The following is a 25562-nucleotide window of genomic DNA, read 5'->3' as shown; positions in this document are numbered from 1 at the left end:
AGGGTGCCCGTCTCGACCCGACAGACCGATCGGCCCCCGGACGGGAACCGACCGCCCCCCCGGCCCTGGTCGGGGGGCGTCTGGGGACGACAGCTCGGGCGTCACGACCCGATCGTATTCTAGGAGCGGGGCCCGGAATCGCAAACGCGAAGACGCGGGCGAGCGGGCGCGGCCGGGGGAGCGGCAAGGCCATCGTGATCGTGGCGATCGTCGGCCTACGGCTGGGACGCGACGGGCGGCCGGGGGCGTGCCGACCGGGAGGGCAGACCGGCAGAGGAGCCCCGGGGAGGTCGGGCCGCCCGACTCGCCCCGGGCGCCTCCTCCCGATCCGTTGCCCCCCCCCACTGCGGCCCGTAAGATGGCCGCTCACCGCGAGGCATGCCGACGCCCCCACGACCACGCAGAAGGCCACCGATCCGATGGCGACCACCAGCTATTTCCTCGCCCTGGACCTCGGCGCCGAAAGCGGCCGAGGCCTGCTCGGCCGCTTCGACGGCCGCCGCCTGACGCTCGAGGAGATCCACCGCTTCCCCAACGGCCCGGTCCGGCTCTTCGACACCCTCCACTGGGACCTTCCCCGGCTCTTCGACGAGATCAAGGTCGCCCTCCGCAAGGCCGCCGCCGGCGGCGCCCGGCCCGAGGGGATCGGCCTTGACACCTGGGGCGTCGACTTCGGCCTCATCGGCAAGGGGGACACCATCCTCGGCAACCCCGTCCACTACCGAGACTCCCGCACCGACGGCATGATCGAGGCCGCCTGCTCGCTGGTCCCCCGAGAGCGAATCTACGAGATCACCGGCCTGCAATTCCTCCCCTTCAACACCGCCTTCCAACTGCTGGCGATGAGGAGGGCCGGCTCGCCGCTGCTCGACTGCGCCGAGACGCTCCTGATGATGCCCGACCTCTTCGGCTGGCTGCTCACCGGCCGCCGCGCCGGGGAGTTCACCGACGCCTCGACCACGCAACTGCTCGATGCCCGCTCCCGCGGCTGGTCCGACGAGCTGTGCGCCGGCCTCGGCCTCCCCCGGCAGATCCTTCCCGAGCTGATCGCACCGGGCAGCGTCCTGGGCACGCTGCGGCCCGGCGTCGCGGAGGAGACCGGCCTGCCGGCCAACACCCCGGTGATCGTCCCCGCCACGCACGACACCGGCAGCGCCGTCGTCGCCGTCCCCGCCGCCGGCAAGGGCCCCGGCTCTCCCCCCGACTGGTGCTACCTCAGCTCGGGGACGTGGTCCCTGATGGGCGTCGAGCTCGCGCAGCCGATCATCACCGAGGCCACCTACCGCTACAACTTCACCAACGAGGGGGGCGTCGACGGCACCTCCCGCCTGCTGAAGAACATCATGGGCCTGTGGCTCGTGCAGGAATGCCGCCGCACCTGGGCCCGATCCGGCCGCGAGTATTCGTATGAAGACCTGATCCCCCAGGCCGAGGCCGCCCCCGCCTTCCGCTCGCTGGTCGACCCCGACCACCCCTCGTTCCTCCCCCCCGGCGACATGCCCGCCCGCATCGCCGCCTTCTGCCGAGACACCGGCCAGCCCGTCCCCGAGGGGGAGGGCGCCTTCGTCCGCTGCGCCCTGGAGAGCCTGGCGCTGAAGTACCGCTGGGTCGTCGAGCGGCTGGAGGAGGTCACCGGCACGCCGATCAAGACGATTCACATCGTCGGCGGAGGTGCCCGCAACGCGCTGCTCAACCAGTTCACCGCCGACGCCACCGGCCGCCCGGTGCTCGCCGGCCCCGTCGAGGCCACCGCCATCGGCAACCTGCTCATGCAGGCCCGAGCCCGGGGCCGCATCGGCACCCTGGCCGACCTCCGAGCGGTCGTCGCCCAGTCCTTCCCCGTCACCACCTACGAGCCGACCGACCAGTCCGCCTGGCAGGACGCCGTCGGCCGCTTCGCCGCGCTCGTCCCGGCGGCCGGGTCATCCTCGCACTCCGATCGCGATCGCCCCCCCGCCGGCTGACGCTCGACCCCGCGGCGGGCGGTCGGCCGGCCGACGTTCTCGGCTCCCGCCCCGGCGCCCGCAACCGCCTGCTCTCCCGGCTCGAACGCCTCATCGGCGAGGCCGCCCCCTTTTCCCCCGACAGCGGTGGCGGCGGCAGCAGCGGCCCCGAGCGCCGCGACCACAACCACCTCAACGGATCCCGGAATGTGCAGGTGACAGGCTGTTGACCGAGGTGGCCGGGGTCGCGGCCACCCCGGCCGCGATCAGCCCCCCTCGCCGACCCGAGTCACCGGCCTCGGCGCCACGAGCTCCTCGATCTGAGGCAGGTCGAACGACTCCAGCAGGCCGAAGCAGAACAGCTCGGGCGACTGCTGGAATGGGCGGCCCTCCTCGACGATCTCCTTGAGGCTCGTCATCGGCTGGTGCAGCGTCAGGCCGCCGACCGCCTCCGGGTCGATCGCCGAGGCGATCAGCGCGATCACGCCGGTCCTCGGCCCGATCGCCTCGACCGACACCGGCTCCTCGGACCCCTCGGGCCGGAAGGCGCGACAGGAGGCCAGCAACTGGCCGACCTGCACGCCGATCGGCCGCTCTCCCACCGAGGCGATCATCAGCGCCCAGAGGTAATCCCGCTCGGCCGGCTTCGACTCGCCGAAGTCGAACGGGTCGATCGCCACCACCCGCTTCCCCTCGGCCAGCAGCGAGACGGCGGCGTCCACCGCCTCGGCTCGGCCCCCGTCGGCCAGCAGCACGACGGTCGGCCTCGGCCCGTCTCCTCCGCTCGGTTCCAAAACGACCGCCGGCACGGTCCAGGAATCGGCCAGGCGCAGGCGATGGGTCGTCGCCGACAGCGAGGGGGACGAGGCGTCGGAGACGCGATCGACGGTCGCCTCTGCCTCGATCGGGCGGACGATCGCCCGCAGCGCCTCCCGCCGCTCGTCGGGGTCGGCCGGACCCGACGGGCTCGGCAGCGCCTCGGCCAGCGACAACGCGAGCCGGTGCAGGTCGAGCGTGTCCTCCGGCAGCGGCACGGCCAGCTCCTCGGCGGTCTTCACCTCGTCGTCGCTGGGAATCTCGACGGGATCATACCCCGGGTCGCCCGAGAACCAGTGGTCGCCGATCAGCCGGTAGAGGGCCTGGCGGTTGTCGACCTCGTAGTTGTGCGTCCCCGGGTCGAGGTTCACATGCACGCGCAGGTTCGCTTCCCGGTCGAACAGCGAGTAGATCGGCGCCGCCGCCTGCACCAGCGGAGGCATGGCGTGCGGAGCGGCGAAGCAGCAGTTATCCTCCTGGTTGAAGGTCAGCAGCGCCGGCCGGGGGGCCAGCAAGGCCGTCAGGTGCGTGTAGTCGGCCACGGTGGCCAGGTCGCAGGGGGTCTGCTCCGAGTCCCCCAGGTCCGACAGGTACTCGATCCGGGTCCGGAAGCTGGAATAGCCGGCCACCGGGTCGGTCAGCGTCACCCGGTCGTCCAGACCGCTGACGAAGATCGTCTGCCAGCCTCCTCCCGAGAGGCCGGTCACGCCCACCCGGCTCGGATCGGCGTTCGGCAGGTCGAGCAACAGGTCGATGGCCCTCGTCAGGGCGAGGTAGTGCGTGGCGATCCCTCCCGAGCCGCACAGGTCGATCGCGTTGATCAGCCCGTGGTGGTACCCCGCTCCCCGGAGCTGCCCCATGCCGATCCACTCGGCGTTCAGGGCGATGATCCCCCGCTTCGCCAGGTTGATGCAGCGGATCTGCTTGTAAGGCGCCGCCTTTCCCTGGCCGTCGTGCCCGTTGACGTTCAGCACGACCGGAGCCTTCCCCGAGATCCCCTCCGGCTCGTACAGCAAGGCCGGAATCCAGAACCCGGGCAGGGCCTCGTAGCGCACTTTCTTGATCCGGTAGCCGGGTCCGCCGGCGATCTCCCCCAGCCATTCGACCCTCGTCTCGGCATCCCGCCACCCGGCGGCCTCGCCTCGAAAGACGACGCGGTCGAGCACGTCGGCCCGGATCCGGGCGGCGGCCTCCCGCCACTCGTCCTCGGCGACCACGTCGGGCATCCGAGCGATCTTCGGCTCGACGAACGCACGAGCCTCGTCCATCGCCGAGCCGCGCTCGAGGACCATCCGGCCCATCGCCGCCGCGACGGCCTGGCGATCCGGCACGTCGGCCGCCGGGGAGCGACCCGGCACAACCGCCAGGAAAATCAAGACAAGAGAACGTGGAACGACCCTCGACATGGCGTCCTCCCGGGGCTGGAACCGCCGACGACGAGCCCCGAGGCGCCTCCGACGGCGCCGGCCGGGGCGGCCGCCGCGCCATGATTCCCGATCGCGAGGGCCGACGCCACCCCCGATCGGACCCCCGGACCCGCCTCCGCGGAACGGACGATTCTCGATCCCGGCGCCGTCGAATCCTCCCGGTCGTCCCCGCTCCCGAGTTGCCGGAGAGGGCGACCAGCTCCCGGTCGACGCCACCCCGACCCGGCCGACTCCCTCGTTCCGTTCCCCCGAGGAGATCTTGAGCACCCTCTCCGCGACGCTGGTCCTGCTGGGCCTCGCCCCGAGCCTCAGCGCCCCTGCCGGCGACCCGGGCCCGACCTTCCACCGCATCCCCGCCGCCTCCCCCTGATCGCCCGATCCCCCGGCTCGCCGCTCCCCACCGACGCGGCGAGCCGGGGCCCCTTCCCTCCCCGATTCCTCGCTCCTGCCCTGGCCTTTTCCGCCCCCCGCGCCTATCGTACACGTGTCGGGGCACCCGCGATGGCCGCCCCGGCCTCTTCCCCGATCGGGCCCCCGATCCGATCGTCGGCGGGCACCGGCGCTCCCTTCAACCGGCCGGACCGGCCCGCCCCCCGGGGCGACTCGATCGATCCAGCGATGATCTCGGCGAGGCACGAGAGGAGCGGACGCGATGACCTGGCTTTCCGAGGATCCCTGGACAGCGGTCGGCGCCTGCGCGGTGGCGGCCGCGGCCTGCCTGGTGATGGTGCGCCTCTCGCAGCAGGGCAAGTACCTGGCCTGGGCCGGCGCCGCCGTGCTCGCCGCCGGCCTGGTGCTGCTGGTCGAGCGCCTCTGGGTGACCGACCGCGAGCGCATCGAGGCCGTGCTCTACGACATGGCCGACGCCGTCAAGGAGGGAGACTTCCCCCGCCTCGAAGGCCACCTGGCCCCCGAGTTCGACCGGGAGATCGGCACCATCACCAAGATCGCCATGAGGGGCGCCGTCACCGGCCTGGACTTCGAGTTCATCCGCCTGGCCCAGCTCCAGATCCACGCCGGCCGTCTGACCGGCATGGGCACGGCCAACTTCTACGGCCAGGCCCAGTGGGCCGAGCGCTCTGCCGAGGGCGGCGCCACCTTCGACGCCACTCCTCCCCCCGGCGTCGGCTTCTCCTTCGGCTTCCGAGAGGTCGAGCCCGACACCTGGAAGGTCTCCCGCATCGACGTCACCAGCGTCCCCTACGGCGGGACCCCCGAGAGCGTCACCGGCTATCTCACCCGATACGCCCGATCCCGATGAGGCCCGGCGGCGGAGGATCGCCGGCGGCCGGCCCTCGCCGGCGATCCTCCGCCCTCGGTCCCCTCACGCCGCCTCGGGCCGGAGCGTGATGCTCAGTTGCCCGGTGGCCCCCATCGTCCTCAACCGCGGCTTCAGGGTCATGTCGAGCACTCCGGAGCCCTGGGCCTCCTCGTACGCCCCGGTCCCCGAGACGACCTGGTACCGCAGTCGGGCGGTGGACGAGTCGGGGTCGGTGTCCCCCTCGGCCCGGCCGACCACGAGGTTCAGCGCCCCCCGGCGGCCGGTCAGGGTCATGGCCATCGTCTCGGGGGCCGACGACTGGTCCGCCGCATACGACGCCGAGATCCGGGCCGGGCCCAGCCCCCGGATCGAGCCGATCCCCTGGAGCTGGAACGTGCCGCTCGACCCGTCCGACGCCAGCAGCAGCGTGTAATTGCCCCGCATCGTCCCCGACAGGTCGGGATGGGTCTCCTTCATCGTCGCCGAGGCCGGGGCCATCCGCTCGGCCGCCCGCTGCCGCAGCGCCGCGATCCGATCCGCAACACTCGGATCCATCCCGGTCGACAGGAAGACCAGGGATTCCAGCCCTTCAACCTGCGGCCTCATCGACTTCGACCGTCTCATGGTTCCTCCCGAGCGATCGCTCGTCGTCCGTCCGTCCGTCCATCCGTCTGTCCGTCCGTCGCTCCAATCCGGGGCCCGGGGTCCTCGTCGGGACGCCGATCGCCCCCTCCGCCCTCCGGCCGCGGCGGGCATCGCGCGACGGACTCTATCGCGGAGCGGCCGATGCGTCAACGCAAGTCATGCGAGGGCAACCTCTTCGGCAATCCGGCCGCCCAACTTGAGGGTTTCTTTCACAATCGGCGAAGCCGCCCGCTCCCCCTCCAGGTCCGGACCTCCCCGCTCCTGGTCGCCCCTCGCCTCGGGGCGACGAGCGACGAGCAGCGACGTCGTCGAGGCGGGGGCCCGTCGTCCAGGAGCGTCGGGATCAGACCCCCGCGATCCCCTTCTCCCGGGCGATCCGCTCGTAGAGCGCCGCGAAGCGATCGATCATCACCCCCGCCCGGAACTCCGACTCCACCCGGGCCCTCCCCTGCTCGCCGAGCCGTCGGGCCAGTTCCGGATCGTCCACGACCCGGAGCAGCGCCCGGGCCAGCGCCGTCGCGTCTCCCACGGGCACGAGCAGCCCGGTCTGCCCGTCGACGACCACCTCGGTCGTCCCCGGAGCCGCGGTGGCCACCACCGGCTTGCGGAACCGCATCGCCTCCAGCACCACGTTCGGCAGCCCCTCGAAGGAGCTGGGCAGCACCAGCGCATCGGCCGCCGCCAGCAGCCTCGGCACGTCCTCCCGGTGGCCGAGGAACAGCACTCGGCCAGTCTCCAGCAGCTCCACCGCCCGAGCGAACGCCTCCAGCTCCCCCCGCAGGGGGCCGTCGCCGGCGATCACCGTCCTCAGGTTCGGCCTCACGTGCTGGAGCAGGTCCGCCGCCTTGAGCAGGTCGATCACCCCCTTCTGCGGGTACAGCCGGCCGGCGAAGAGCAGCAGGGTCGCCTCCGGGGGCAGGCCCAGCTCCTCCCGGACGGCCCGACGGTCCACCTCGGGAGGCTCCTCGTCGCCAATCCCCGAGAAGATCCGCTCCAGCTTCTCCGGGTCGATCCCCACCGCGTCGCGGTAGAAATCCACGACCGCCTGCGAGTTCCCCACCACCCGATCCGTCCACCGGGCCAGCCGGCGGTCGATCAGGACGTGTCCCTTCCCCTTCCACAGGTCGACGGCCATCTCCGCCGTCACCACCACCGGCACCCCCGCCCTCCTCGAGGCGATCCGGCCGTACACGTTGGCGGCGAAAATCCAGGTCTGCACGACGTCGAACCGGCGATCCCTCAGCAACCGGGTCAGCCGGCCCAGCGCCCCCGGGTCGACCTTGTGCCGCTTGCCGATCGCGTGCACCGGCACGCCCCCCGCCCTCAGCTGCTCCTCCAGCGGGCCGAGCCGGGTCAGGGCCGCCACCTCCACCCGGAAGCGATCCCTCGGCAGGCCGAGGGCCAGCATCACCATCTGCTTCTCGGCGCCGGAACGGTCCAGCGTCGGGATCACCTGCAAGACCTTCAGCACGTCGGGCTCGATCCGTTCGTTCTTCAGAATGAGGCCGGGCCGGACCCAAGGAACCGGCTCGGCCGGGAGCGAGTCGATCCCAGCACCGGCCTCCCCGGAACTCGCAAGGATCGACGATCGGTGACCTCCGCTCCAGGATCAGGCCGGACCCCGGCCCAGCCCGGCGATCGGCCCCTCACACGGCCCGGCCCCTCAGGGCCGCTCCCCGCGCACCTGGGCTCGCAGCGCCTCCTTCCGGTCGGGATACTCCAGCACCACCAGCTCGTGCGTCTCAGGGTTGTACGCGTACTCCTGGTACCCCGGCAACTGCGGCAAGGCAATCCCATTCGCCTGAATGATCTCACGCATGAACTCGTCGGTATCAGCCGGGTAGCGGTCGTTCATGGCATTGTACAGGTTCAGCGCGTGCTGGATCTGGAGCACCGCCGCCTGGCCGACGATCGACACATACGCGTTCCCCGCATACGTGATCGGCGTGCTGTCCGGCGAGATCGTTCCCGACGACACCCGCACGTTCTCCCCGCCCTGCATCTCGGTCTGGAAGTCGCGCACGTCGGTCGTCTTCTGGCCGATCACCCTCCGGAGCTGCGGCGCCTCGGGCTGCGCCGCCACCGGAGGAGGAGGCGCCCCCTGGCCCAGCCGCGGCGGAGGCGGCGGACTGATTCCCCCGCCGGTCCCCGAGGCCGCCCCCGGATCTCCCGATTCCCCGCCGCATCCCGACACCACCGCGACCGCCATCGCCAGGGCGACCTCGGACGACCAGACCAAGACTCGACGCATGGGCCAAGCTCCTCGGTTGCACGACGCGGCGACGGCTCCGAACTGCCGGGCCACCATCCTCCTCCGGTCGAGTATGCCGGCAGGCCGCCCCCCCCGGCAAGGCCCCTCGGGCCCCTCCCCGACTCGGATCGTCCCTCCCCCAGCGGCGCCTCCTCCCCAGACCTCCGGGAATCTCGGCAGGACCGCGCCGACTCTGACCGGAGTCGCTGACCGCGACCCGGCCAAGGCCCGATGATCTGGGAAGAGAACCCGGCATCGGATCAGGTCGGGAAGGCTCCCGGTCCCCACCTCCCCCCCCCCCGATCGCCGGGGATCGCCGCCGAGTCGAACCCCATGAGCCGCCCCGTTCCCCCGACAACCGTTCCGCTCCTGCCTCCCGGTCCAGAGTCCAGGCCCGGCGCGCCGGGCCCCCCCCAAGAAGACGAGCCCCCAGCCGGCCGGCTCGGAGCACGAACCCAAGAGCAACCCAACGACGCCCGGCGACGGAGCGAACCCAATCGGCCCGCCATCGATCGCCGCAACAGACGACCAAACACCATGTTACGGAACACGCCCTCCATCCGCCGCGCGCGCACCGGCCCGATTCCGAAGCCTTCCGGTACCGCTTCGGCGCGTCGGCCGGTCGTCCGGAGCGGGCCTCCGCAAGCCGCCGGGCGCCGCACCGAAACGAACCCAGCGCGGCGGGCCTGGATCGTCCTAACCGCCGCTTGGGCAACGATCTTCGCCGATCGTTCGGAACGCGAACAAAGCGCACCGAACGCGATCCGGCTCCGCTGGAGGGGGGCCGATCTCCCCGGGGAGGCGGAGGCCCGGGCAGGAGGAGGGGTCGGAAAGGGCGGATCAGCCTCGGTGCAGGGGGGGCCAGTCCCAGGAGCGGACCTCGTCGAGCTGGCCGTGTCGGGTCATGTCGAACTGCAAGGGGGTGACGGTGATGTAGCCGTCGGCCAGGGAGATGACGTCGCTCTCCTCCCCTTCGAGGCGGTAGGGGGGGGCGTAGGTCATCCAGTAGTAGGTGCGGCCCCGGGGGTCCCGGCGGCGCTCGAACCCCTCGCCGTGGCGGCCGACGCCCATCGGCACCACCTTGATCCCCTTCGGCTCTCCCCGGGCGGCCGAGGGGATGTTCACGTTGAACAGGGAGCCGGCCCGGGGCGTGTGGGCCAGGATCGTCTCGATCACCCGCCGGGCGTGGCGGGCGGCACCGGGGAAGTCGAAATGTTCGCCGAATTCAAGCGAGACGGCGATGCTGGTGATCTCGAAGAAGGCCCCCTCGATCGCCGCGGCGACCGTGCCGGAGTACAGCACGTTGATCCCCGCGTTCGCCCCGTGGTTGATCCCCGAGACGATCAGGTCCGGAGGACGGTCGAGCAGCTCGTACACGGCGAGCTTCACGCAGTCGGCCGGGCTCCCCTCGACCGACAGCCCGAGCTGCGAGCCGTCCACGTCGTCCACCGTCTTGACGATCAGGGGGTCGAGCAGCGTGATCGAGTGCCCGACGCCGCTCTGCTCCAGCGCCGGGGCGATGACCGTCACCTCGCCGATCGCCGCCAGCTCCTTGTGCAAGGCCCGCAATCCGGCGGCATAGACCCCGTCGTCGTTCGTCAGCAGGATGCGCACGGTCGCGGCACTCGAGTCGGGAGAGGGGAGGGCAGGGGGGGCCGATCCTGGAGCCGGGGAGGCTCCCTCCCCCCGGCCGATCGGGTACGATCCGGATACCTGGATGGTACCGGCCGCCGCCGACCGTCGTCAATCGCCCCGGACGGCCGTCCCCCGGGAGCGTCTTTCCCGTCGCCGGCCCCGACACGGAGGCCGCCCCTCCCCAGGCGGGAACCGATCGATGGCCGAGGCCGACCCTGTCCCGATCCTCCCCCCCCCCGACACCGGCGCCGGCCGTCGTCGTCGCGATGGTCCTCCCCCTCGCCGACGCCGTGAATGTGAAGGGAGGTGAGCGCGTTGACACTCCGGCTCGGGAATCGGTAAGCTGGGCGTCCCTCGCTGAGATTGAGTCTCAGATTCATTCCTTCTGGCACAGTGACACGGACCTTCGCCATGCCCGCCCCCTCGACCGGCCGGCCGATCGGGCCGTCGTTCCGTTGGCTGGTGGCGGTCGCGGCGGCGATCGCCCTGATGGGAAGTCCGCGATCGGGCCGGGGGTCGGACGACGGGTCCACCGCGGTCGCTCGGGTGGGTCGGCCGGCGCCCCGGCCGGCCGAGGCGCCGGAGGATCGGGCGGCCCGGATCGCCCGGCTGCGGGAGGTCTACGCGGGCCCGCCGTCGGGCTGGCCGACGCCGGAGGTCGACGAGGGGGTCGACTGGGTCGAGCTGGGGCTCTTGCCGACGCCGGCCGATCCGCCGGACAACCCGACCACGGCCGAGAAGGTCGAGCTGGGCCGCCTGCTGTTCTTCGACCCGAGGCTCTCGGGCAGCGGGCAGATCGCCTGTGCGTCGTGCCACGACCCGGATCTTGGCTGGGCCGACGGCCGGACGACGTCCTTCGGCCACGACCGCGAGCCCTTGCGGCGCAACGCTCCTTCGGTCCTGTTCGCCGCGTTCCAGCCCGCCCTGTTCTGGGACGGCCGAGCCGGTTCGCTCGAGGCGCAGGCTGCGGCCGTCTTGCGGAACCCGAAGGAGATGCACGCCGACGAGGAGATCGTCGCCCGCCTGGCCGCCGTCCCGGAGTACCGCGAGGCGTTCGCCGAGGTGTTCGGCCCCGGCGGGGTGACGATCGACCGGGCCTCCCGGGCGATCGCGGCGTTCGAGCGGACGCTGGTCGGCGGCCGGAGCCGGTTCGACGCCTTCCTCAAGGGGGACCGCGCGGCGCTTTCCGACGCCGCCATCTCGGGGCTGGACCTCTTCCGCACCCGAGCGCGGTGCCTGAACTGCCACCACGGGCCGGCCCTCAGCGACGGCCAGTTCCACGACCTCGGCCTGAGCTACTACGGCCGGTCGCTGGAGGACCTGGGCCGCTTCGCCGTCACCGGGGAGCCGGCCGACGTCGGCCGCTTTCGGACGCCGAGCCTGCGGAACGTCACCGCGACCGCCCCATACATGCACAACGGCCTGTTCGAGCTGGACGGCGTGCTCCGCATGTACGACGCGGGCATGGCCACGATCCGCCCGAAGGAGGACCAGCGGGACGACCCGCTCTTCCCGACCAAGTCTCCCCTGCTGAAGCCGCTCGGACTGAACGCGCAGGACCGATCGGACCTTCGGGCGTTTCTCGAGTCCCTGGCCGAGCCGAGGCTCCGGGTCCGCCCGCCGCGGCTCCCCGGCCGGCTCGGCCAGGCCCCGCCGCCCCCCTGACCGATCGCCCGGCCGATCCGCCGGTGCCCAGGCCCCCCCTCATCGCTCCCCTTGCTTCAACCGGAGACGCACCATGCCCTTGCCCCCGAAACGCGGGTTCACGCTGATCGAGCTGCTGGTGGTGATCGCGATCATCGGCGTGCTGATCGCCCTGTTGCTTCCCGCCGTGCAGTCGGCCCGAGAGGCGGCCCGGCGCGCCCGCTGCGCCAACAACCTGCGCCAGCTCGGCCTGGCGAGCCACAACTTCTACACCGCTCACGAGTGCTTCCCGACCAACGAGACCAGCCCGATCCGCTACTGGGGGGCCCAACTGCTGCCCTACTTCGAGCAGGGCAACCTGTTCGACGCCTACAACCACCAGGAGCACTACCGGGTGATGGCCAACAGCACGGCCGTGCAGTACCCGCTCTCGGTCTTCCTCTGCCCGAGCACGCCCGAGTCGCCGCTGATGAACCCGTTCTTCCCGGCGAGCATCCCGACGGAGCTCCGCGGCCAGGTCGACAAGTGGCCGTCCGCCGCGGCCGACTACGCGGCCGGGGCCGGCATCAACTCGAACCTCTGGCGCAGCCCCAACGTCCTGCCCGGCGACCCGCCCAACACCGACGGGGTCTTCCAGGGCACCTCAAGCTCCGGCCGCCGCAAGATCCAGGAGATCCGAGACGGGACCTCGAACACGGCGATGTTCCTCGAAAGCGCCGGCCGGCCGCTCCTGTACCGGGGAGCCAGCCCGGTGCCGGGTGCCGGGACGAGCACCTCGACCAGCGTCCTGGTCTGCGGCTGGGCCGAGGGGAATGTCTTCGTCGCCTGGGGCTACGACCGCTCCGGAGTGGGCAAGGGGCCGTGCATGGTCAACTGCTCGAACCGCTACGCTGTTTACGCCTTCCACCCGGGAGGCGCCCACCTCGGGATGGCCGACGGCTCGGCCCGGTTCATCAAGGAGACGATCGACCCGGGCACGTTCGCCGCGCTGATGACCCGGGCCGGCGGCGAGGTGATCTCGGCTGACCGGTACTGAGCAGACAGAGAGCAGAGCTCAGCAGAGCAGAACGCCGCTCCGCTGAATTCCGCTCTGCAGAACGCTGCTCTGCTGAATTCCGCTCCGCTGAATTCTGCTCTGCAGAACGCTGCTCTGCTGAATTCCGCTCCGCTGAATTCCGCTCTGCAGAACGCTGCTCTGCTGAATTCCGCTCCGCTGAATTCCGCTCTGCAGAACGCTGCTCCGCTGAATTCCGCTCCGCTGAATTCCGCTCTGCAGAACGCTGCTCTACTGAATTCCGCTCCGCTGAATTCCGCTCTGCAGAACGCTGCTCTGCTGAATTCCGCTCCGCTGAATTCCGCTCTGCAGAACGCTGCTCTGCTGAATTCCGCTCCGCTGAATTCCGCTCTGCAGAACGCTGCTCTGCTGAATTCCGCTCCGCTGAATTCCGCTCTGCAGAACGCTGCTCTGCTGAATTCCGCTCCGCTGAATTCTGCTCTGCTGAATTCTGCTCTGCAGAGCCGAGCCGGTCCCGCCTGGGGGACGATCGGGGAGGGTTGGGTTGGGCTCAGAACTCGGGTCAGGTTCAGAAGTTCGGCACGAGCTTGGCGCGCTCGTCGTAGTCGGGGTGGACGCTCCACTCGTTCCAGTCGCAGCCGAGGCCGCGGTCGAGGGTGGTGCGGGCCAGGTCGGCCCAGGGGGTTTCGGGGTGTCGCTCGCAGACCAGTTCGAGCAGCCGGCGGGCCTCGGCGTACTTCTTGTCGGTTTCGGCGGGGGGGGCCTTCCTCTTGCCGGAGTGGTCGATCACCCAGTCGGTCCTCCGCTCGCCGGGGATGGGGGGGTTCTTGGGCACGAGCCGGCCCTGGTTGGCCAGGGCGACCATCTCGGCGAGGCAGGCGCGGTACTCGTAGGCCTTGACCTGGAAGGCGACGATCTGGCCCAGCATCAGGTCGTAGTTGGCCTGCCAGCGGCGGCTGGCCTCGGTGTCCCGGGCCGGCTCCAGGGCGCGGAGCCGCTTCTCGAACTCGAACAGGGCGCGGAGCTGCACGTCGACCTTGGGCAGTTCCTCGGTGATCGCCTTGGCCAGCTCGGGGGGGGCGACCGGGAAGTGGCGGCGGAAGCCGAAGTCCTTGTCGGTGAGCTGGATGATGTCGCTCATCGTCCGCCGCAGCTCGCTCTGGGCGACCCGGGAGGCGTACTCGGCCCGGGGGCCGTAGTCGGGCAGGTACTCCTTGAGCGTGGCGACGGCGAAGGCTTTCTCTCCCCGGGGCCGGTTGCGCAGCTCCTCCTCGTTGGGCAGCAGGAAGTAGATGCCGCCCGTCTCATACGCCAGGCGGGCCAGCTCGTAGGGGGCCAGGCCCGAGGGCTGCTCGTCGTGCCGCTCGGTCCAGAGGCCGTCCCACTGCAGCAGTTCCAGGCCGGGGGCCTCGGGGCCTCGGCGGATGGGGGGCCAGTAGACATCCTTGGTCACGGGGTCGACGTAGCGCAGGTAGACCCGGTCGTAGCCGAACATCGCCTGGCGGCCGAGCACGTAGGCCGTCACCCCGCGGTTGACCAGGGCCAGCCTCGCCTGCTCGACCAGGCTGCCGTCGTCCCCCGACTCGTCGGTGACCAGCACCAGCAGGATCTTGCGGTCCTTGGCGACGGCCCGGCCGTAGCGGGAGATGGCCTCGACGATCGCCTGCATCGTCTGCTCCTCGCCCGACTGGTCGACCGGCAGGGCGTCGATCGCCTGGCGGATCTGCTCCGCGTCGGCCCGGGGGGGGACGGCCTCGAAGTGGATCGTCTTGCCGAAGCCGATGATGGCGTGCTCCAGGTCGCCGGCCTCGCGGCGGTCGGCGGGGACCCGCAGCTTCAGCTCACTGGCGACGCGGTCGAACTTGTCCCGGATCGTCCGCTGGTCGTCCTTCATGCTGCCCGACTCATCGAACATCCAGAGCACCGTCACCCGGCTGTTGGCCAGGTGCCGGAGGATCTCCCGGGCGATCTGGTCGAGCGCCTCGCCGATTTCCGCGGTTTCCCGCCCCGGGTCGCCGGAGATCTTGTTGCCGCCGGCGAGGTCCCGGTTCAGCACGGCCAGCGACGGCAGCGTCAGCGCGCTGGGGGGCGCCACGGCGACATCGATCAGCCCGGCCAGGCTCTTGGTCTCGCTCACCTCGGTCGTCGTGCTCCGGATCGCCGGCGTGGCCGTCGGCGTCCCGCCGGCGGAGAGGGTGCTGGTCGGGTCCCCGACGGCCAGCTCGCTGCGCTCCTCGGCCGGATCGGCGAGAATCTTCACCAGCTCGTCGGCGCGTTCCTCGGAGAGGCTGGTGTCGACCATGCTGGCGTCGATCGAGCCGAGGACCTCGTCCACTTGGGCGCCGACGGCCATCAGCGCCAGGGCCGCCAGGACCGCCGCGTGGACCATCAGGGAGACGCCCCAGCTCGGCGCGTCCCACCGCCAGATGAACGCGCCCCGTCGCCGCCGGCGCTTCTTCTTGGCCGGGGGGGCCTCGGCCTTGGCCGGCTCGGGGGCGGGCTCGCGGTGGGCGGCGGTGGTCTCCGCGGTCATCATCTCCTCGGAGGGTTCGTGGCGGGAGATGTAGGAGCTCATGCGGCCCTCCCGGGGGGGTGCAACTCGTCGGGCCGGTTCGGTCTGGTTCGGTTCGGGCCCCCTCGGGGGAGGGGGGGGAACGGCCCTTCGGTCCTCGACGACGGCAGATGGGGAGCAGAACGCAGCGCAAGCCGGGCAGGCACAGGCCCCGGTCGACGATCCCAGCATACGGCCGGGGGGCCCGGCCTACAACTTCGGCGCGGGAGCCGCCGGCGCCTCTCCGCGCGGCCGGGCCTTCTTGCGGGCGGCGTTGCCGCCGTCGTCGCGCCGCGGGGGAGGCGGGGGCACGTAGGTTTCCACCCACTTGAACCCGAACGGGTCGCGCAGCTCGCGCTGGGCCAGGAGGGCCCAGGGGGTGCCCCGGTGCTCGGTGACGACGCGTTCCAGCAACTCCCTGGCCTCCTCGCCGGCCCGCTGGGCTCCCCGGCTGTAGTGGATCTCGGGGTCGGGCTCCAGCCGCCAGGCGTTGGACTTCTCGTTGGAGAAGGTCAGCGGGTTGACCTTCATCTGGGCGCAGGCCCAGTTGAACTCGTAGCAGCGGATCTTCATCGCCAGCAGCCGGGCCCTGATCAGATCATAGTTCGCCTGCCAGCGGCGCGAGGTCTCGCGGTCGCGGTACTCCGAGGCGGCCTCGATCGGCCCCAGGGCCTCCTCCACGGTGTAGGTCACTCGGGCCACGATCTGCTGGTTGCGCTCCATCGCCTCCTTGAACTCGGGGGTGCCGGCCGCCGGGAAGGTCAGCGACGGCTGGCCCGGCAGGTTCTGCTGGGTGATCCGCGCCGCCTCCAGGACGGCCGACCGCAGTGGGCTTCTCGAGACGGCCGCTCGGTACTGGGCGGCGCTGACCCAGTCGGGGCGGTATTCCCGCATCCCGGCCGGGTTGAAGCTCGGGCGGTTCTCCCCCAGGCGGGTGATGAAGTAGATGCCCCCGGTCGAGGCGGCCAATCGGCTGAGGCCATAGGGGCCGAAGCCGGCGTCCAGCTCGGCGTACTGCGGCCCGCCGTACCAGAAGGGCAGGCGGATCTGCTCCAGGGCCGCGCTCTCCGGCCCCTGGCGGACGGGGAGCCGGCGGTAGAAGCGGCCCGTCTTCGGGTCGGTGTAGTCCATGTAGCCTTCGACCCGGCCGAAGAGGGCCGAGGAGCCGAGCACGAAGACGGGCATCTCCGCGCTTCGGGCCGCGGCGATCGCCCCTTCGAGCTTCTCCTCGTCGTCGCCGACCTCGTCGGTGACGACGATCGCCATCGTCCGGTACCGCTGCTTCTCCCGGGAGAACGATCCCCAGCGCCGGGCCACGTCGGCGACCGTTTGAAACGTCGACTCCTCGCCCGACTCGTCCAGCGGCACGGCGAGCACCGCGTCGGCGATGGCCGAGGTGTCCTCGGTCGGCTCCTCCAGCATCGCCTTGCGGCCCGAGCCGAAGGCGACGACCATCGTCAGCAGCCCGCCATTTGCCGCCGCCGCCCCCTCCGGCCGGCCCAGGACGTTCTCATACACCCGGCCGATGTGCCCGGCCAGCCGCTCTCGCTCCGACTGGAGGCTGCCCGAGGCGTCGAAGATCCAGACGACCAGCGTGCGCCCCTTCTCCAGTTGCCGGAGGATCTCCAGCGCCAGGCGGTCGACCGCCCCCTCCACCCCCTCGACGTGCTCGGCCCCGTCTCCCCGCAACTGCACCCGGGTGCTCAGGGTGGTCGAGGCGGGCAGCAACAGCGAAGGGGACAGCGAGAGCGGGTCGATCTGCAGCTCCGGGTCCGGCTCGACGATGTCCTCGACGATCCGGGGAGAGAACCGGGGCGCCGACCTCGCCAGGATCGGTTCGAGCGTCGCCTCCTGATCCGTCTCGAGCAGCTCGGTCGCGTCGATCCGCTCCAGCTCCGGCAGGGCGGTGTCGACCACGCTCGCCTCGATCGTCCGGGCCACCTCCCGGCCCATGAGCACCCCGGCGATCGTCAGCAGGCCGAGGATCGCCAGGTGGACCGCCACGCTGACCCCGTAGGCCGTCGCCAGGTACTTCGACCGGACGTCGAGCAGGTCCTCCAGCCGATCGGCCCCCCAGGCCCGCATCCTGCTCAGCAGACTGCTCATCCCGGCTCCCCCGACGCGATCGGATCGACCGTCCGACGGCCCGCCAGCTTCCATCGACGACGGCCTCGGCGGCCCCCGTCCTCCCGATTCATTCTAGAAACGTATCGCCACCCAAGGCAACACGCAATTGCCGTTGCTATCTTGGGTTATCGACACAGCTCCGCCCCCCGAGGCGGGGGATCCGGCATCTGTCCTACGGCCGACATCCGCCGCCGTGACGCCACTGCTGCATCCTCGCCTCTGCCGAGAGCCGGCACCGGCCCTGACGCTCCGCCACCGGACGGGGTCGGCCTGCCCTCCGGGCCCGGGGCGAAGCCCCCTGCGATGCGCGATCCGCCTCACCCGCCTCAGAGGTATCCCAGCCCCTGGAGCCGGTCCCGCACCGCCTGCTCGTCGTCCGGCTCGTCGCCGGAGGGGCCGGGGGGGGCGTCGGGGGCCCGGCCGGTCATCGAGGGGGGGATCGGCCGGCCGGCGAGGGCCAGCAGCATTGGGGCGAGGTCGACGAGCCGAAGGCCGGGGATCTCCCCTCCCGGCCCTCCTCCGGTGGTGGCGAGCACGGCGGCCGAGTCGGCGACTCCCCGGGAGGCGATCAGCACGGTCCCCGAGTCTCCCAGGCGCTCGAGCATCGGCGCCAGGGCGTCGTCGAGGCGTCGGATCCAGGAGTCGATCGCCCCCTCGGCTCCCGAGGCCTGGAGGAGGGCCGGGGCGTTGTCGATCAGCCGGGCGAAGGACCAGGGGGCCTCGGCCAGCCGGCGGGAGAACTCGGCGAGCCGAGCCTCGCTCTCGGCGATCGGGTCTCCCCCCGAGCACGACGGGCCGCCAACGAGCAGCGGAGGCTCGTCGCCCGAGAGCAGCCCGGGCAGCGAGGGCCAGTGGGCTCCCTCGCCGTCGTCGTCCGGCCCGGGGAGCCGGCCGAGGTCCAGGGAGCGCCAGAAGGCGGAGGGGTCGGCGGGCCGCTCGCCGGAGAGCCGGGCGAAGCCGCCCGAGGCCATCAGGTGGCGGACGTGAGCCAGGCGGTCGTCTCCCAGCAGGAGGTCGGCCGGCAGCCCGTCGAGGCCGATGACGAGCGTCTTCATGGTCATCGCAGCAGGGACCTCCCCTCCATCGCCGGGCCGGCGGGCTGGCCGAGCGCCTCCAGGATCGTCGGCGCCAGGTCGACCATCGCCGCTCCCTCGTCCCGGAACGGCCGGTTCATGGCCAGCAGGCCGGGGACCAGGGCCGGGTCGACGATGTGGTCGCCGGACCACCTCCTCGTGTTGTCCTCGAAGATCCCGGCCGACACCCCGCCGAGCGACCCGGACCACGACACCCGGTAGCCGGCCCCGAAGCGGACGACCAGGTCCGGCGCCTCCTCGACGAAGGGGCCCGCATAGGCCCGCTCCCGGGAGTCGACGCCCCGGATCGCCTCCCGGCCGGTCCGCGGGTCGACCAGCCCGGAGAGCCCCCGGGCGATCTGCTCCTTCAGCCCCTCGGCCTCGTCGGGGGGGACGATCCCCTGGCCCTCCCGGCCGATCCGGTTCAGGTAGAGCCCGGTCAGGCCCAGGGCGTAGGCCTTCGTCCTCGACCAGTCGACCTGGCGGAGGTCGGGCTCCTGCCCGCCGCCGGGCCCCTCGCCGTCGCGCAGGGCGAGCAGGCCGTGCTCCCGCAGCCAGGCGTTGAGGTTCACTCCCCGGCGGAAGGAGCCGAAGCCGTGGTCGCTCATCGCGATGACCAGCGTGCGGTCGTCGGCGGCCTCCAGGGCGAGGCCGACGGCCGAGTCGGCGCGGCGGTACGTCTCGGCGATCGCCCCGACGAACTCGGGATCCGGAGGGAGGCCGAGGTTGGCCGGGTGGTCGGGCTCCAGGAACCGCCAGAACAGGTGCTGGACGCGGTCCGGGGTGTCGAACAGGCAGTACAGCAAGCCGGCGTCGAGCCGGTGCAGCTCCCGGGAGAGCATCCCCTCGCGCTCCCGCCAGGAGTCGTCGCACTGGGAGAGGAAGGCCGCCTCGTCGATCCGGCCGTTGACCAGCGCCGAGTGGTCCTCGACCATCCCGGTCGTGTGGTAGAGCCCCAGCTCGTCGGCGAGGTCGGCCGCGTAGAGGTCCGGGTGGCTGATCGGGAACGGCGGCGCCATCGGGTCGAAGTTCACGGGAGAGGCGTACAGCTCCAGCCGGCCCGGCTCCAGCCTCCGCAGCAGGAACCGGACGATCCCCCGGGCTCCCTGCAACAGGCCGAGCTTGAACCGCAAGCGGACCCAGGGGCTCCAGGAGCCGGGCCTGAGCTCCAGCTCGCCGGGCGTCCCCGAGGTCCGCAGCAGCACCCTCCCCTCGTCGGGACGGGGATCGATCGTCAGGGGGGTCGTCGCGTCGGAGCGGTCCTTCGGGTTCCTCGGGCCGATGACGACCGACTCGATCGGCCCGGAGCCGGGCCCTGGCCAGTCCAGGGGAACGACCTGCTCGCTCTCCCGCGCCGCCTCGGCCGGGTCGGTGGTGTAGAAGGTGCCGGTGCCGAAGCCTCCCCGGAGGTCGGGCACTCCCATGCCGGAGAGCAGCCGTCCCCGGAGAGGGTCGGGCGGGTAGGAGCAGGGGCATCGGAGGATGACCGAGCGGATCCCGGCCGAGGAGAGCAGGTCCCAGACCGGCTGCCCCCGGCGGAGGTTCACGACCCTGGCCGGCAGGAAGGGGCTGGGCTGCTCGTAGCGGTTCAGGGCGAGATCCGGCCGGTAGGAGCGAGGCTCCCGGGCGATGAAGTCGAAGATGCCGTGGCCGCCGGGGTTGGTGCCGGTGGCGAAGCTCGACCAGGCGACCGGCGTCTGGGCCGGGGAGGTGGTCGCGACCCTCCCCAGGCCGCCCTCCGCCGACAGCCGGGCCAGATGGGGCAGCTCCCCCCTCCTGAGCATCTCCCCGACGAGCCTCGGCTCCAGCCCGTCGAGGCCGACGACGATCACCTTCTCGATCGCGACCCTTGCCACGCCGTCGGCCTCCTTCCCTGGACTGGGCTCCCCGGGACCGGGGGCCGGCCCCGCCGGACTCTCGATCCCGGGAGGAGGCCCGGGCGCACCGGCCGAGAAACCGGGAGGTCTCCCTCCCGACCATCACCCAACGCCCCTCGACGACCGCGACGGCCGAGGTCGGCGGCGGGACCGCCGCCGGCTCGATGTCGCCATAGTCCAGGAGAACAGGCGGTGCATCGTCGTCCGGGACGCGGGGCGTTCCGCTCGGCTCCGATTCGATCCGATTCGATCCGATTCGATCCGATTCGATCCGATTCGATCCGATTCGATCCGATTCGATTCGATCGGGGGCCATCGGCCCTGAGCCGGGCCGAACCGCCGCCCGACATCCTAAGCCAAGGGCGACGAGGGGTTCAATGCGACACGGCGCCGGCCGGATCGGCCCGCCCCCCCTCCCGATCGCCCCGCCCCCGCCGCCACCCCCGGGGAGGAGGACCATGACCTCGACGGCGACCGAAGCGACCCGAACGACCTCGAGGGAGGCCGCACCGGCCCGGGATGACCCGTCCTCCGGCCCGGGAGGCGCCTGGCCCGGGCCAGGGCCGGCGGGCCTGATCGGCCTGGCAGCCTGGCTCGGCCTGCTGGCCGGCTACCTCGAGGTGCTCGCCCTGGTGCTGACCGACCACGAGGCCGGGGCACTCTGGGACAGCGACAACAAGAGCCGGCACTATCCCTGGATGATCCCCCTGGCCGACGCGGCGATGTTCGTCACCCTGGCGCTGCCGGCCTCGGCGATCATGATCGCCTGGAGGAAGCTCGGGGCCCGGATCGGCCTCTTCGTGCTGGGAACGGCCGCGCCGCTGCCGCCGCTGATGGTGCTGCTCTCGAACGTGGGGATCCGGCTCCACCCGATCGCCCTGGCGTTGCTGACCGCGGGCCTCGCCTGCCGGCTGCTGCCGGGGCTTCGGCGCCGGGGTCGTCGGATCGGCCGGGCCGCCCGGCTCAGCACGCCGGCGATGCTCATGGGCCTGGTCGCGCTGGCCGGGTTCACCGCCACCCGGGGCTTGCGGTCGGCGCCGAGGCCCGTCGCCGAGGCGGCCGGCAGGCCCAACGTGCTGCTGATCGTGCTCGACACGGTCCGGGCCGACCACCTCGACCTGTACGGCTACCGGCGCCCGACGTCCCCTCGGCTGTCGGCCCTGGCCGGGCGCGGGGTCCGCTTCGAGCGGGCCTTCGCGACCTCCCCCTGGACGCTCCCCTCGCACGCCAGCCTGATGACCGGCCGCTGGCCCGCCGAGGTCGCCGGCGGCCGCTACGAGCCGATGGACGCCACGGCGCCGACGCTGGCCGAGGTCTGCTCCCGCCTCGGCTACGAGACGGCGGGGTTCGTCGCCAACCTGTTCTACTGCACCTACGCCACCGGGCTCGACCGCGGCTTCTCCCACTACGAGGACTTCCCGGCGACTCCGATGCGCGCCCTGGTGTCGTCGGCGCTGGGGACCTTCCTGGTCGACCAGGCCGACGCCCTGATCCGGAACCTCGACCAGGACCCGGCCCGGCCCTCCTCCCGGATCCATTCCAAGGACGCCGACACGATCAATCGCGACTTCCTGCGATGGCTCGACGGCCGCCGGGGCGACCGGCCGTTCTTCGCCTTCCTGAACTACTTCGACGCCCACGACCCCTACCTCGTCCCCAAGGGGGCCGAGCACCGCTTCGGCCGCCGTCCGGAAGCCAACGACGAGCGGCAGCTGCTCCAGCACTGGTGGTTCTGGCCGAACAAGGACGGGATCACGCCGGAGGACCAGGACGTGCTGGTGGACGGCTACGACTCGTGCCTGGCCTACCTCGACGAGCGGATCGGCCGGCTGCTCGACGAGCTGGAAGGCCGAGGGCTGCTGGAGGAGACGATCGTGGTCGTCACCTCCGACCACGGCGAGGCGTTCGGCGAGCACGGCCTCTACGGCCACGGCGGAAGCCTGTATCACGACCAGATCGACGTGCCGCTGATCGTCGCCGGCCCCGGAGTGCCGGAGGGGACCCGGGTGGCGGAGGCGGTGAGCCTGCGCGACGTGCCGGCCACGATCCTCGACCTGATCGGCGCCCCCGAGCAGGAGCTGCCGGGCTCGTCGCTGGCCCCGCTCTGGGAGGGCCAGACCGACGCTCCCCGGTCCCCCCGGCTGGCGACGGTGGCCGGGGCCAACCCGTTCCCCCCCAACGGCGTCCGCTCCCCGGTCCGGCTCGGCCGGATGGCGGCGATCATCGACGCCCAGGGATTCAAGTACATTCGCATCCAGATGGAGGGCCGGGGCCGACTCGAGGAGCTCTACCAGCTCCAGATCGACCCCGGCGAGGAGCAGAACCTCGCCCGGTTCCCCCAGTTGGCGCCCGCCCTCGATGCCTCCCGACGGGCGCTGGACGAGGTCCTCGGCGGCATCTCGGGCGGGGATCCGGGGGCCCCGGGCGGGTGATCCGGCCGGCTCAGCCGACCTGGATGATCCGGCGGTCGATCGACCGCCGGCGTCCCCGGGGAGACTCGTAGTCGAAGTACCCCAGGCCGAGGTTGCCGGCCAGGGCGATATGCTGGGGCTGGCGGATGTCGAACCCCTCTCGGTGGAACGGGTCGGCGGCCAGTCGGCCGACGGCGCCGACGCCGGGGACCCCCATCTCCTTCCGCTTCGCGTCGACGATGTCCCACTCCACGTGGTCGATCGCCACCGGGTCGGTGCCGACGAGCAGGGCGTTGTAGTCCCAGGCCCATTCGGCGTTCCAGCCGAAGGGGCCGCCCTGCCAGATGCCCCGGATGCCGTCCATGATCTGCAACACGCACTTCTCCCGGATGATCGGGTGCCGGACGACCGAGGGGATGAACATGTTCGTCGCATTCGCCCAGGGGGAGGAGTGCGACCGCTCCACGTTGTTCACCAGCCCGTGGCTCATGTTCTTCAGGCAGCCGGTCACGCCCGAGGCGCCGTGGTCCTTCAGGCAGGGCAGGCAGACGATCTTGTTCAGCCGACGGGTCACCAGCAGGCCGAGGTGCGACCGGTAGGCGCGGTCGTCCTTCGGGTCGTGCCCCCGGCTGACCAGCTCCATCTCGACGTACTCGTCGGGGTCGTAGCCGGAGATCCCCTTGCCCCCCTCGAACGAGAGCTTCAACTGCGAGGGGTCCCCCTCCCGGGCGGTCAGGCCGCCGAAGGCGACGCCATCAGGCAGGATGTCCTGGTAGCCGGCGGCGAGGAACTCGGACTCGTACCGATCGAAGACGACCATGTCCGAGCGCTTCACGCCGGCCGACTCCAGGCCGGCGATGACCTCCAGAACCAGTTCCGGCGAGCTCGGGTGCTGCGGGTGGCCGTTGGGCACGACCTTGATGCCGACCACGTCGCCGGGCTCGAAGAAGGTGCGCCAGGTTTCCACGGCGTCGTCGGCGCCGGTCAGCTCGGTGAGGGCGCGGTCGAGGGTCTGCTTGATGGCCCGGCGGTCCTTCTTGCCCGCTCGGCACATGGCCGGGTTGCGCGCCTCGATCACCCGGCCGGGGTACGGCCCCGGCACGCCGAGCCGGCCGGCCGCCTCGTCGTCCTGCGGGCCAGCCAAGGGCAAGGCCGAGGCCGAGGCCGAGGCGAACCTCGGCGACGCCCCCAGGGCCGGCAGCGCCGAGGCCGCCGCCGCCGCGCTTGCCAGGAATTGCCGACGCCTCACGCCGCCGCAGGGGTGCTGTTCGCGCATGACCGGAACTCCCTTGTCCTGCGAATCGATCCAGAGTGGGGGAAGGACGGGCCGACCCGGCGCAGAGGGCTCGGGCCGATCAAGACGGGAAGGGTCGCGGACCCCGGGCATGCCGTCGCCCGAAGGCCGACCACCAGCCCCCATTCTATCGGCACCCGCCGCCCTCGTCTGCTCTGGACCGGCCCCCCGGCCCCCGACCGCCGAGAGGCCGGAGGGAGGTTGGCCTCGGAGCTGGCGAACCGATGGTGTGCGGATCCGCGCGGCATCTCGACCGAGGCGTCCCTGCCCCCCGCCCCGAGCCCCCCGCCGGAAGGGTCCGGATCGGGCCGTTCCGGCAATTCGCCGGGATCGAACGCACAACCAGCCGATCCGCGTCGTAATGGTCAGAACGGGCGGGATTGGATCCCAGGACCCAGGATTGTGGTGGAACGGCAGCGCATTTGCCGAGTCGGAGGGACCGGGGACTTGATCTTTTCGCCCCGGCGTGCCAGAGTAAGGTCGAGGACGGCGAGTTCCGCCCTCATCTCATGAGCGATCGGACTGGTCGCCGCCGATCGGCGACGGCCGAGCGCGTCGAGTCGAGCTGACTGACCTGAGGATCACGATCCGACCGATTGCATCCCCCGGGGTTTCGGGCCCGGCACCCGCCGGATGACGCTTCGAGGACCGAGGGGGGGGCCGTGCTGATCCCGCCGCGCCGGGCCACCGGCGGCAGGAACTGGGCTTGTCAGGCGGCCCGAGATGGTCACAATCCCCCCGGGAGTCGCGGGCCGGCCGGCACCCTCGTCGGGGGGCGGCCTCGGGCCTCACCCCCGCGGGCAGGTTTGCGCGGATCGCCCCCCGGCCTGAGTGGGAGCGGCGACCATCTCGGCCCCCTTTGCGATCGCCCCGGACCCGGGCCCGGTCGTGGCCCCGTCCGATGGCGGCCCCGCCTGCGTCGAGGGCCTCGGCCGCGCCGCTGCCCGGTCGGTACCGCCGGTCCCCGTCCAGCTTCGCCTCATCCCCGGACGGTTCCCGCATCCAGCGGCCCGCCGCGAGGGGTAGGGCCCTGGAGTTCCCGATTCGGCTGAATGGACGTCGCGGAACGCGAATTGCATTACGAACTCCCCCGACGCCGATGGAATCTCGTCGCCGCCTCCGGTTTCCCGGAGCGGACCGTGACGCATGCCCCCGGGGGGGGATCCGGATCGCCCCGCGCTGCCGACGGAACCGAAACCAGGGTGGCTCGAGCGGCTTCGACGCCTCCCCGACCGCGAGGCCCCATGCCCGCCGGGCCGCCGATCGGCCGGGCCGGCGGGTGGGCCCATCTCCGGCCCCTCCCCTCGGCCCACGGGGCCGGGCGCTGACAGGGCCCGGCCCGGCCCGGCCCAATGACGGGGCCAGGCCGCCGATCGCGAGCCCCGACCACCGATCGCGAGCCCCGACCACCCAAGACGAGGCAAGACGAGGCGAAGGTCAGGTCAGGCAAAGCAAGGCAAGACGAGGCAAGACGACCCGATTCCCGTTCCCCCACCCCGATCCCGACCCCCAAGAGCCGCGACCGACACCCGAGACCTCACCGGCGGGGCCGAGCCCCGGGGCCGCCTCCCGACCGGTGCCAGACCCGACCC

At 72.0% G+C, this 25562-nt stretch carries 15 protein-coding genes and 1 pseudogene; 5 read left to right on the top strand and 11 right to left on the bottom strand.

Going from position 1 to position 25562, the window contains the following annotated elements:
• The first annotated feature begins 419 nt into the window (after positions 1–419).
• On the top strand, positions 420–1964 hold the full coding sequence (locus TsocGM_RS21425; RefSeq protein ID WP_126727508.1) for a rhamnulokinase: 1545 nt from the start codon (positions 420–422) through the stop codon (positions 1962–1964).
• Between the two features lie 245 nt (positions 1965–2209).
• Here TsocGM_RS21425 and TsocGM_RS21420 read toward each other — a convergent pair whose 3' ends face one another.
• Positions 2210–4165 (bottom strand): alpha/beta hydrolase family protein, encoded by a 1956-nt coding sequence (locus TsocGM_RS21420; protein ID WP_126727507.1) that lies wholly within the window; start codon positions 4163–4165, stop codon positions 2210–2212.
• Positions 4166–4838: 673 nt separating this feature from the next.
• Here TsocGM_RS21420 and TsocGM_RS21415 point away from each other — a divergent pair.
• Positions 4839–5447 (top strand): hypothetical protein, encoded by a 609-nt coding sequence (locus TsocGM_RS21415; RefSeq protein ID WP_126727506.1) that lies wholly within the window; start codon positions 4839–4841, stop codon positions 5445–5447.
• A 63-nt stretch (positions 5448–5510) separates the two neighbouring features.
• Here the strand turns inward: TsocGM_RS21415 and TsocGM_RS21410 are convergent, their stop codons facing one another.
• From TsocGM_RS21410 to surE, 4 genes are all read right to left on the bottom strand, one after another.
• Entirely contained in the window at positions 5511–6071 is a 561-nt protein-coding gene (locus tag TsocGM_RS21410) for a hypothetical protein (RefSeq protein ID WP_126727505.1), read from the bottom strand.
• 364 nt (positions 6072–6435) lie between these two features.
• A complete protein-coding gene (locus TsocGM_RS21405) occupies positions 6436–7563 on the bottom strand; it encodes a glycosyltransferase (protein WP_126727504.1) in 1128 nt (375 codons plus the stop codon).
• Positions 7564–7755: 192 nt separating this feature from the next.
• Positions 7756–8343, bottom strand: coding sequence for a hypothetical protein (locus TsocGM_RS21400; RefSeq protein ID WP_126727503.1), 588 nt, complete (start codon positions 8341–8343; stop codon positions 7756–7758).
• A gap of 840 nt (positions 8344–9183) precedes the next feature.
• Positions 9184–9957, bottom strand: coding sequence for a 5'/3'-nucleotidase SurE (gene surE, locus TsocGM_RS21395; RefSeq protein WP_126727502.1), 774 nt, complete (start codon positions 9955–9957; stop codon positions 9184–9186).
• A 432-nt stretch (positions 9958–10389) separates the two neighbouring features.
• Here surE and TsocGM_RS27720 point away from each other — a divergent pair, with 432 nt between their 5' ends.
• Together TsocGM_RS27720 and TsocGM_RS21385 are read left to right on the top strand one after the other, a co-directional pair.
• Entirely contained in the window at positions 10390–11643 is a 1254-nt protein-coding gene (locus tag TsocGM_RS27720; protein WP_199756861.1) for a cytochrome-c peroxidase, read from the top strand.
• 73 nt (positions 11644–11716) lie between these two features.
• On the top strand, positions 11717–12658 hold the full coding sequence (locus tag TsocGM_RS21385) for a DUF1559 family PulG-like putative transporter (RefSeq protein WP_126727501.1): 942 nt from the start codon (positions 11717–11719) through the stop codon (positions 12656–12658).
• A gap of 29 nt (positions 12659–12687) precedes the next feature.
• On the opposite strand, the pseudogene TsocGM_RS27985 reads toward TsocGM_RS21385, so the two are convergent.
• The 5 genes and pseudogenes from TsocGM_RS27985 to TsocGM_RS21360 all read right to left on the bottom strand — a co-directional run.
• Positions 12688–13260, bottom strand: a pseudogene (locus TsocGM_RS27985) (pentapeptide repeat-containing protein); the annotation flags it as partial.
• Positions 13206–15212: a vWA domain-containing protein gene (locus tag TsocGM_RS21375; RefSeq protein ID WP_158633691.1), complete on the bottom strand. Its 2007-nt coding sequence runs from the start codon at positions 15210–15212 to the stop codon at positions 13206–13208. The gene TsocGM_RS21375 and the pseudogene TsocGM_RS27985, both read right to left, overlap by 55 nt.
• Before the next feature lie 186 nt (positions 15213–15398).
• Positions 15399–17294 carry a vWA domain-containing protein gene (locus TsocGM_RS21370; protein ID WP_126727499.1) on the bottom strand — a complete coding sequence of 632 codons (1896 nt, stop codon included), beginning with the start codon at positions 17292–17294 and terminating at the stop codon, positions 15399–15401.
• 347 nt (positions 17295–17641) lie between these two features.
• Positions 17642–18376 carry a hypothetical protein gene (locus tag TsocGM_RS21365; RefSeq protein ID WP_126727498.1) on the bottom strand — a complete coding sequence of 245 codons (735 nt, stop codon included), beginning with the start codon at positions 18374–18376 and terminating at the stop codon, positions 17642–17644.
• Complete coding sequence (locus tag TsocGM_RS21360) at positions 18373–20244, bottom strand: alkaline phosphatase family protein (protein ID WP_233579083.1); 1872 nt, start codon at positions 20242–20244, stop codon at positions 18373–18375. Before TsocGM_RS21360 ends, TsocGM_RS21365 begins: the two co-directional genes overlap by 4 nt.
• Before the next feature lie 479 nt (positions 20245–20723).
• On the opposite strand from TsocGM_RS21360, the gene TsocGM_RS21355 reads away from it, so the two are divergent.
• The gene (locus TsocGM_RS21355) at positions 20724–22697 is read left to right on the top strand and encodes a sulfatase (protein WP_158633690.1); all 1974 of its coding nucleotides are present in this window, start codon (positions 20724–20726) and stop codon (positions 22695–22697) included.
• Positions 22698–22707: 10 nt separating this feature from the next.
• On the opposite strand, the gene TsocGM_RS21350 is transcribed toward TsocGM_RS21355, so the two are convergent.
• Positions 22708–23952, bottom strand: coding sequence for a DUF362 domain-containing protein (locus TsocGM_RS21350; protein WP_126727496.1), 1245 nt, complete (start codon positions 23950–23952; stop codon positions 22708–22710).
• Positions 23953–25562 lie beyond the last annotated feature (1610 nt).

It is taken from the genome of Tautonia sociabilis (assembly GCF_003977685.1).
In the GTDB taxonomy this organism is placed as follows: Bacteria; Planctomycetota; Planctomycetia; order Isosphaerales; family Isosphaeraceae; genus Tautonia; species Tautonia sociabilis.
The sequence above is the reverse complement of the archived record's forward strand: the minus strand, read 5'-3'. Positions and strand labels throughout refer to the sequence as shown.

What these genes read in the sequence shown, in the direction of transcription:
- TsocGM_RS21425 (WP_126727508.1), top strand. Translation starts at nt 420, where the DNA reads ATGGCGACCACCAGCTATTTCCTCGCCCTGGACCTCGGCGCCGAAAGC.
- TsocGM_RS21420 (WP_126727507.1), bottom strand. Translation starts at nt 4,165, where the DNA reads ATGTCGAGGGTCGTTCCACGTTCTCTTGTCTTGATTTTCCTGGCGGTT.
- TsocGM_RS21415 (WP_126727506.1), top strand. Translation starts at nt 4,839, where the DNA reads ATGACCTGGCTTTCCGAGGATCCCTGGACAGCGGTCGGCGCCTGCGCG.
- TsocGM_RS21410 (WP_126727505.1), bottom strand. Translation starts at nt 6,071, where the DNA reads ATGAGACGGTCGAAGTCGATGAGGCCGCAGGTTGAAGGGCTGGAATCC.
- TsocGM_RS21400 (WP_126727503.1), bottom strand. Translation starts at nt 8,343, where the DNA reads ATGCGTCGAGTCTTGGTCTGGTCGTCCGAGGTCGCCCTGGCGATGGCG.
- TsocGM_RS27720 (WP_199756861.1), top strand. Translation starts at nt 10,390, where the DNA reads ATGCCCGCCCCCTCGACCGGCCGGCCGATCGGGCCGTCGTTCCGTTGG.
- TsocGM_RS21385 (WP_126727501.1), top strand. Translation starts at nt 11,717, where the DNA reads ATGCCCTTGCCCCCGAAACGCGGGTTCACGCTGATCGAGCTGCTGGTG.
- TsocGM_RS21375 (WP_158633691.1), bottom strand. Translation starts at nt 15,212, where the DNA reads ATGAGCTCCTACATCTCCCGCCACGAACCCTCCGAGGAGATGATGACC.
- TsocGM_RS21370 (WP_126727499.1), bottom strand. Translation starts at nt 17,294, where the DNA reads ATGAGCAGTCTGCTGAGCAGGATGCGGGCCTGGGGGGCCGATCGGCTG.
- TsocGM_RS21365 (WP_126727498.1), bottom strand. Translation starts at nt 18,376, where the DNA reads ATGACCATGAAGACGCTCGTCATCGGCCTCGACGGGCTGCCGGCCGAC.
- TsocGM_RS21355 (WP_158633690.1), top strand. Translation starts at nt 20,724, where the DNA reads ATGACCTCGACGGCGACCGAAGCGACCCGAACGACCTCGAGGGAGGCC.
- TsocGM_RS21350 (WP_126727496.1), bottom strand. Translation starts at nt 23,952, where the DNA reads ATGCGCGAACAGCACCCCTGCGGCGGCGTGAGGCGTCGGCAATTCCTG.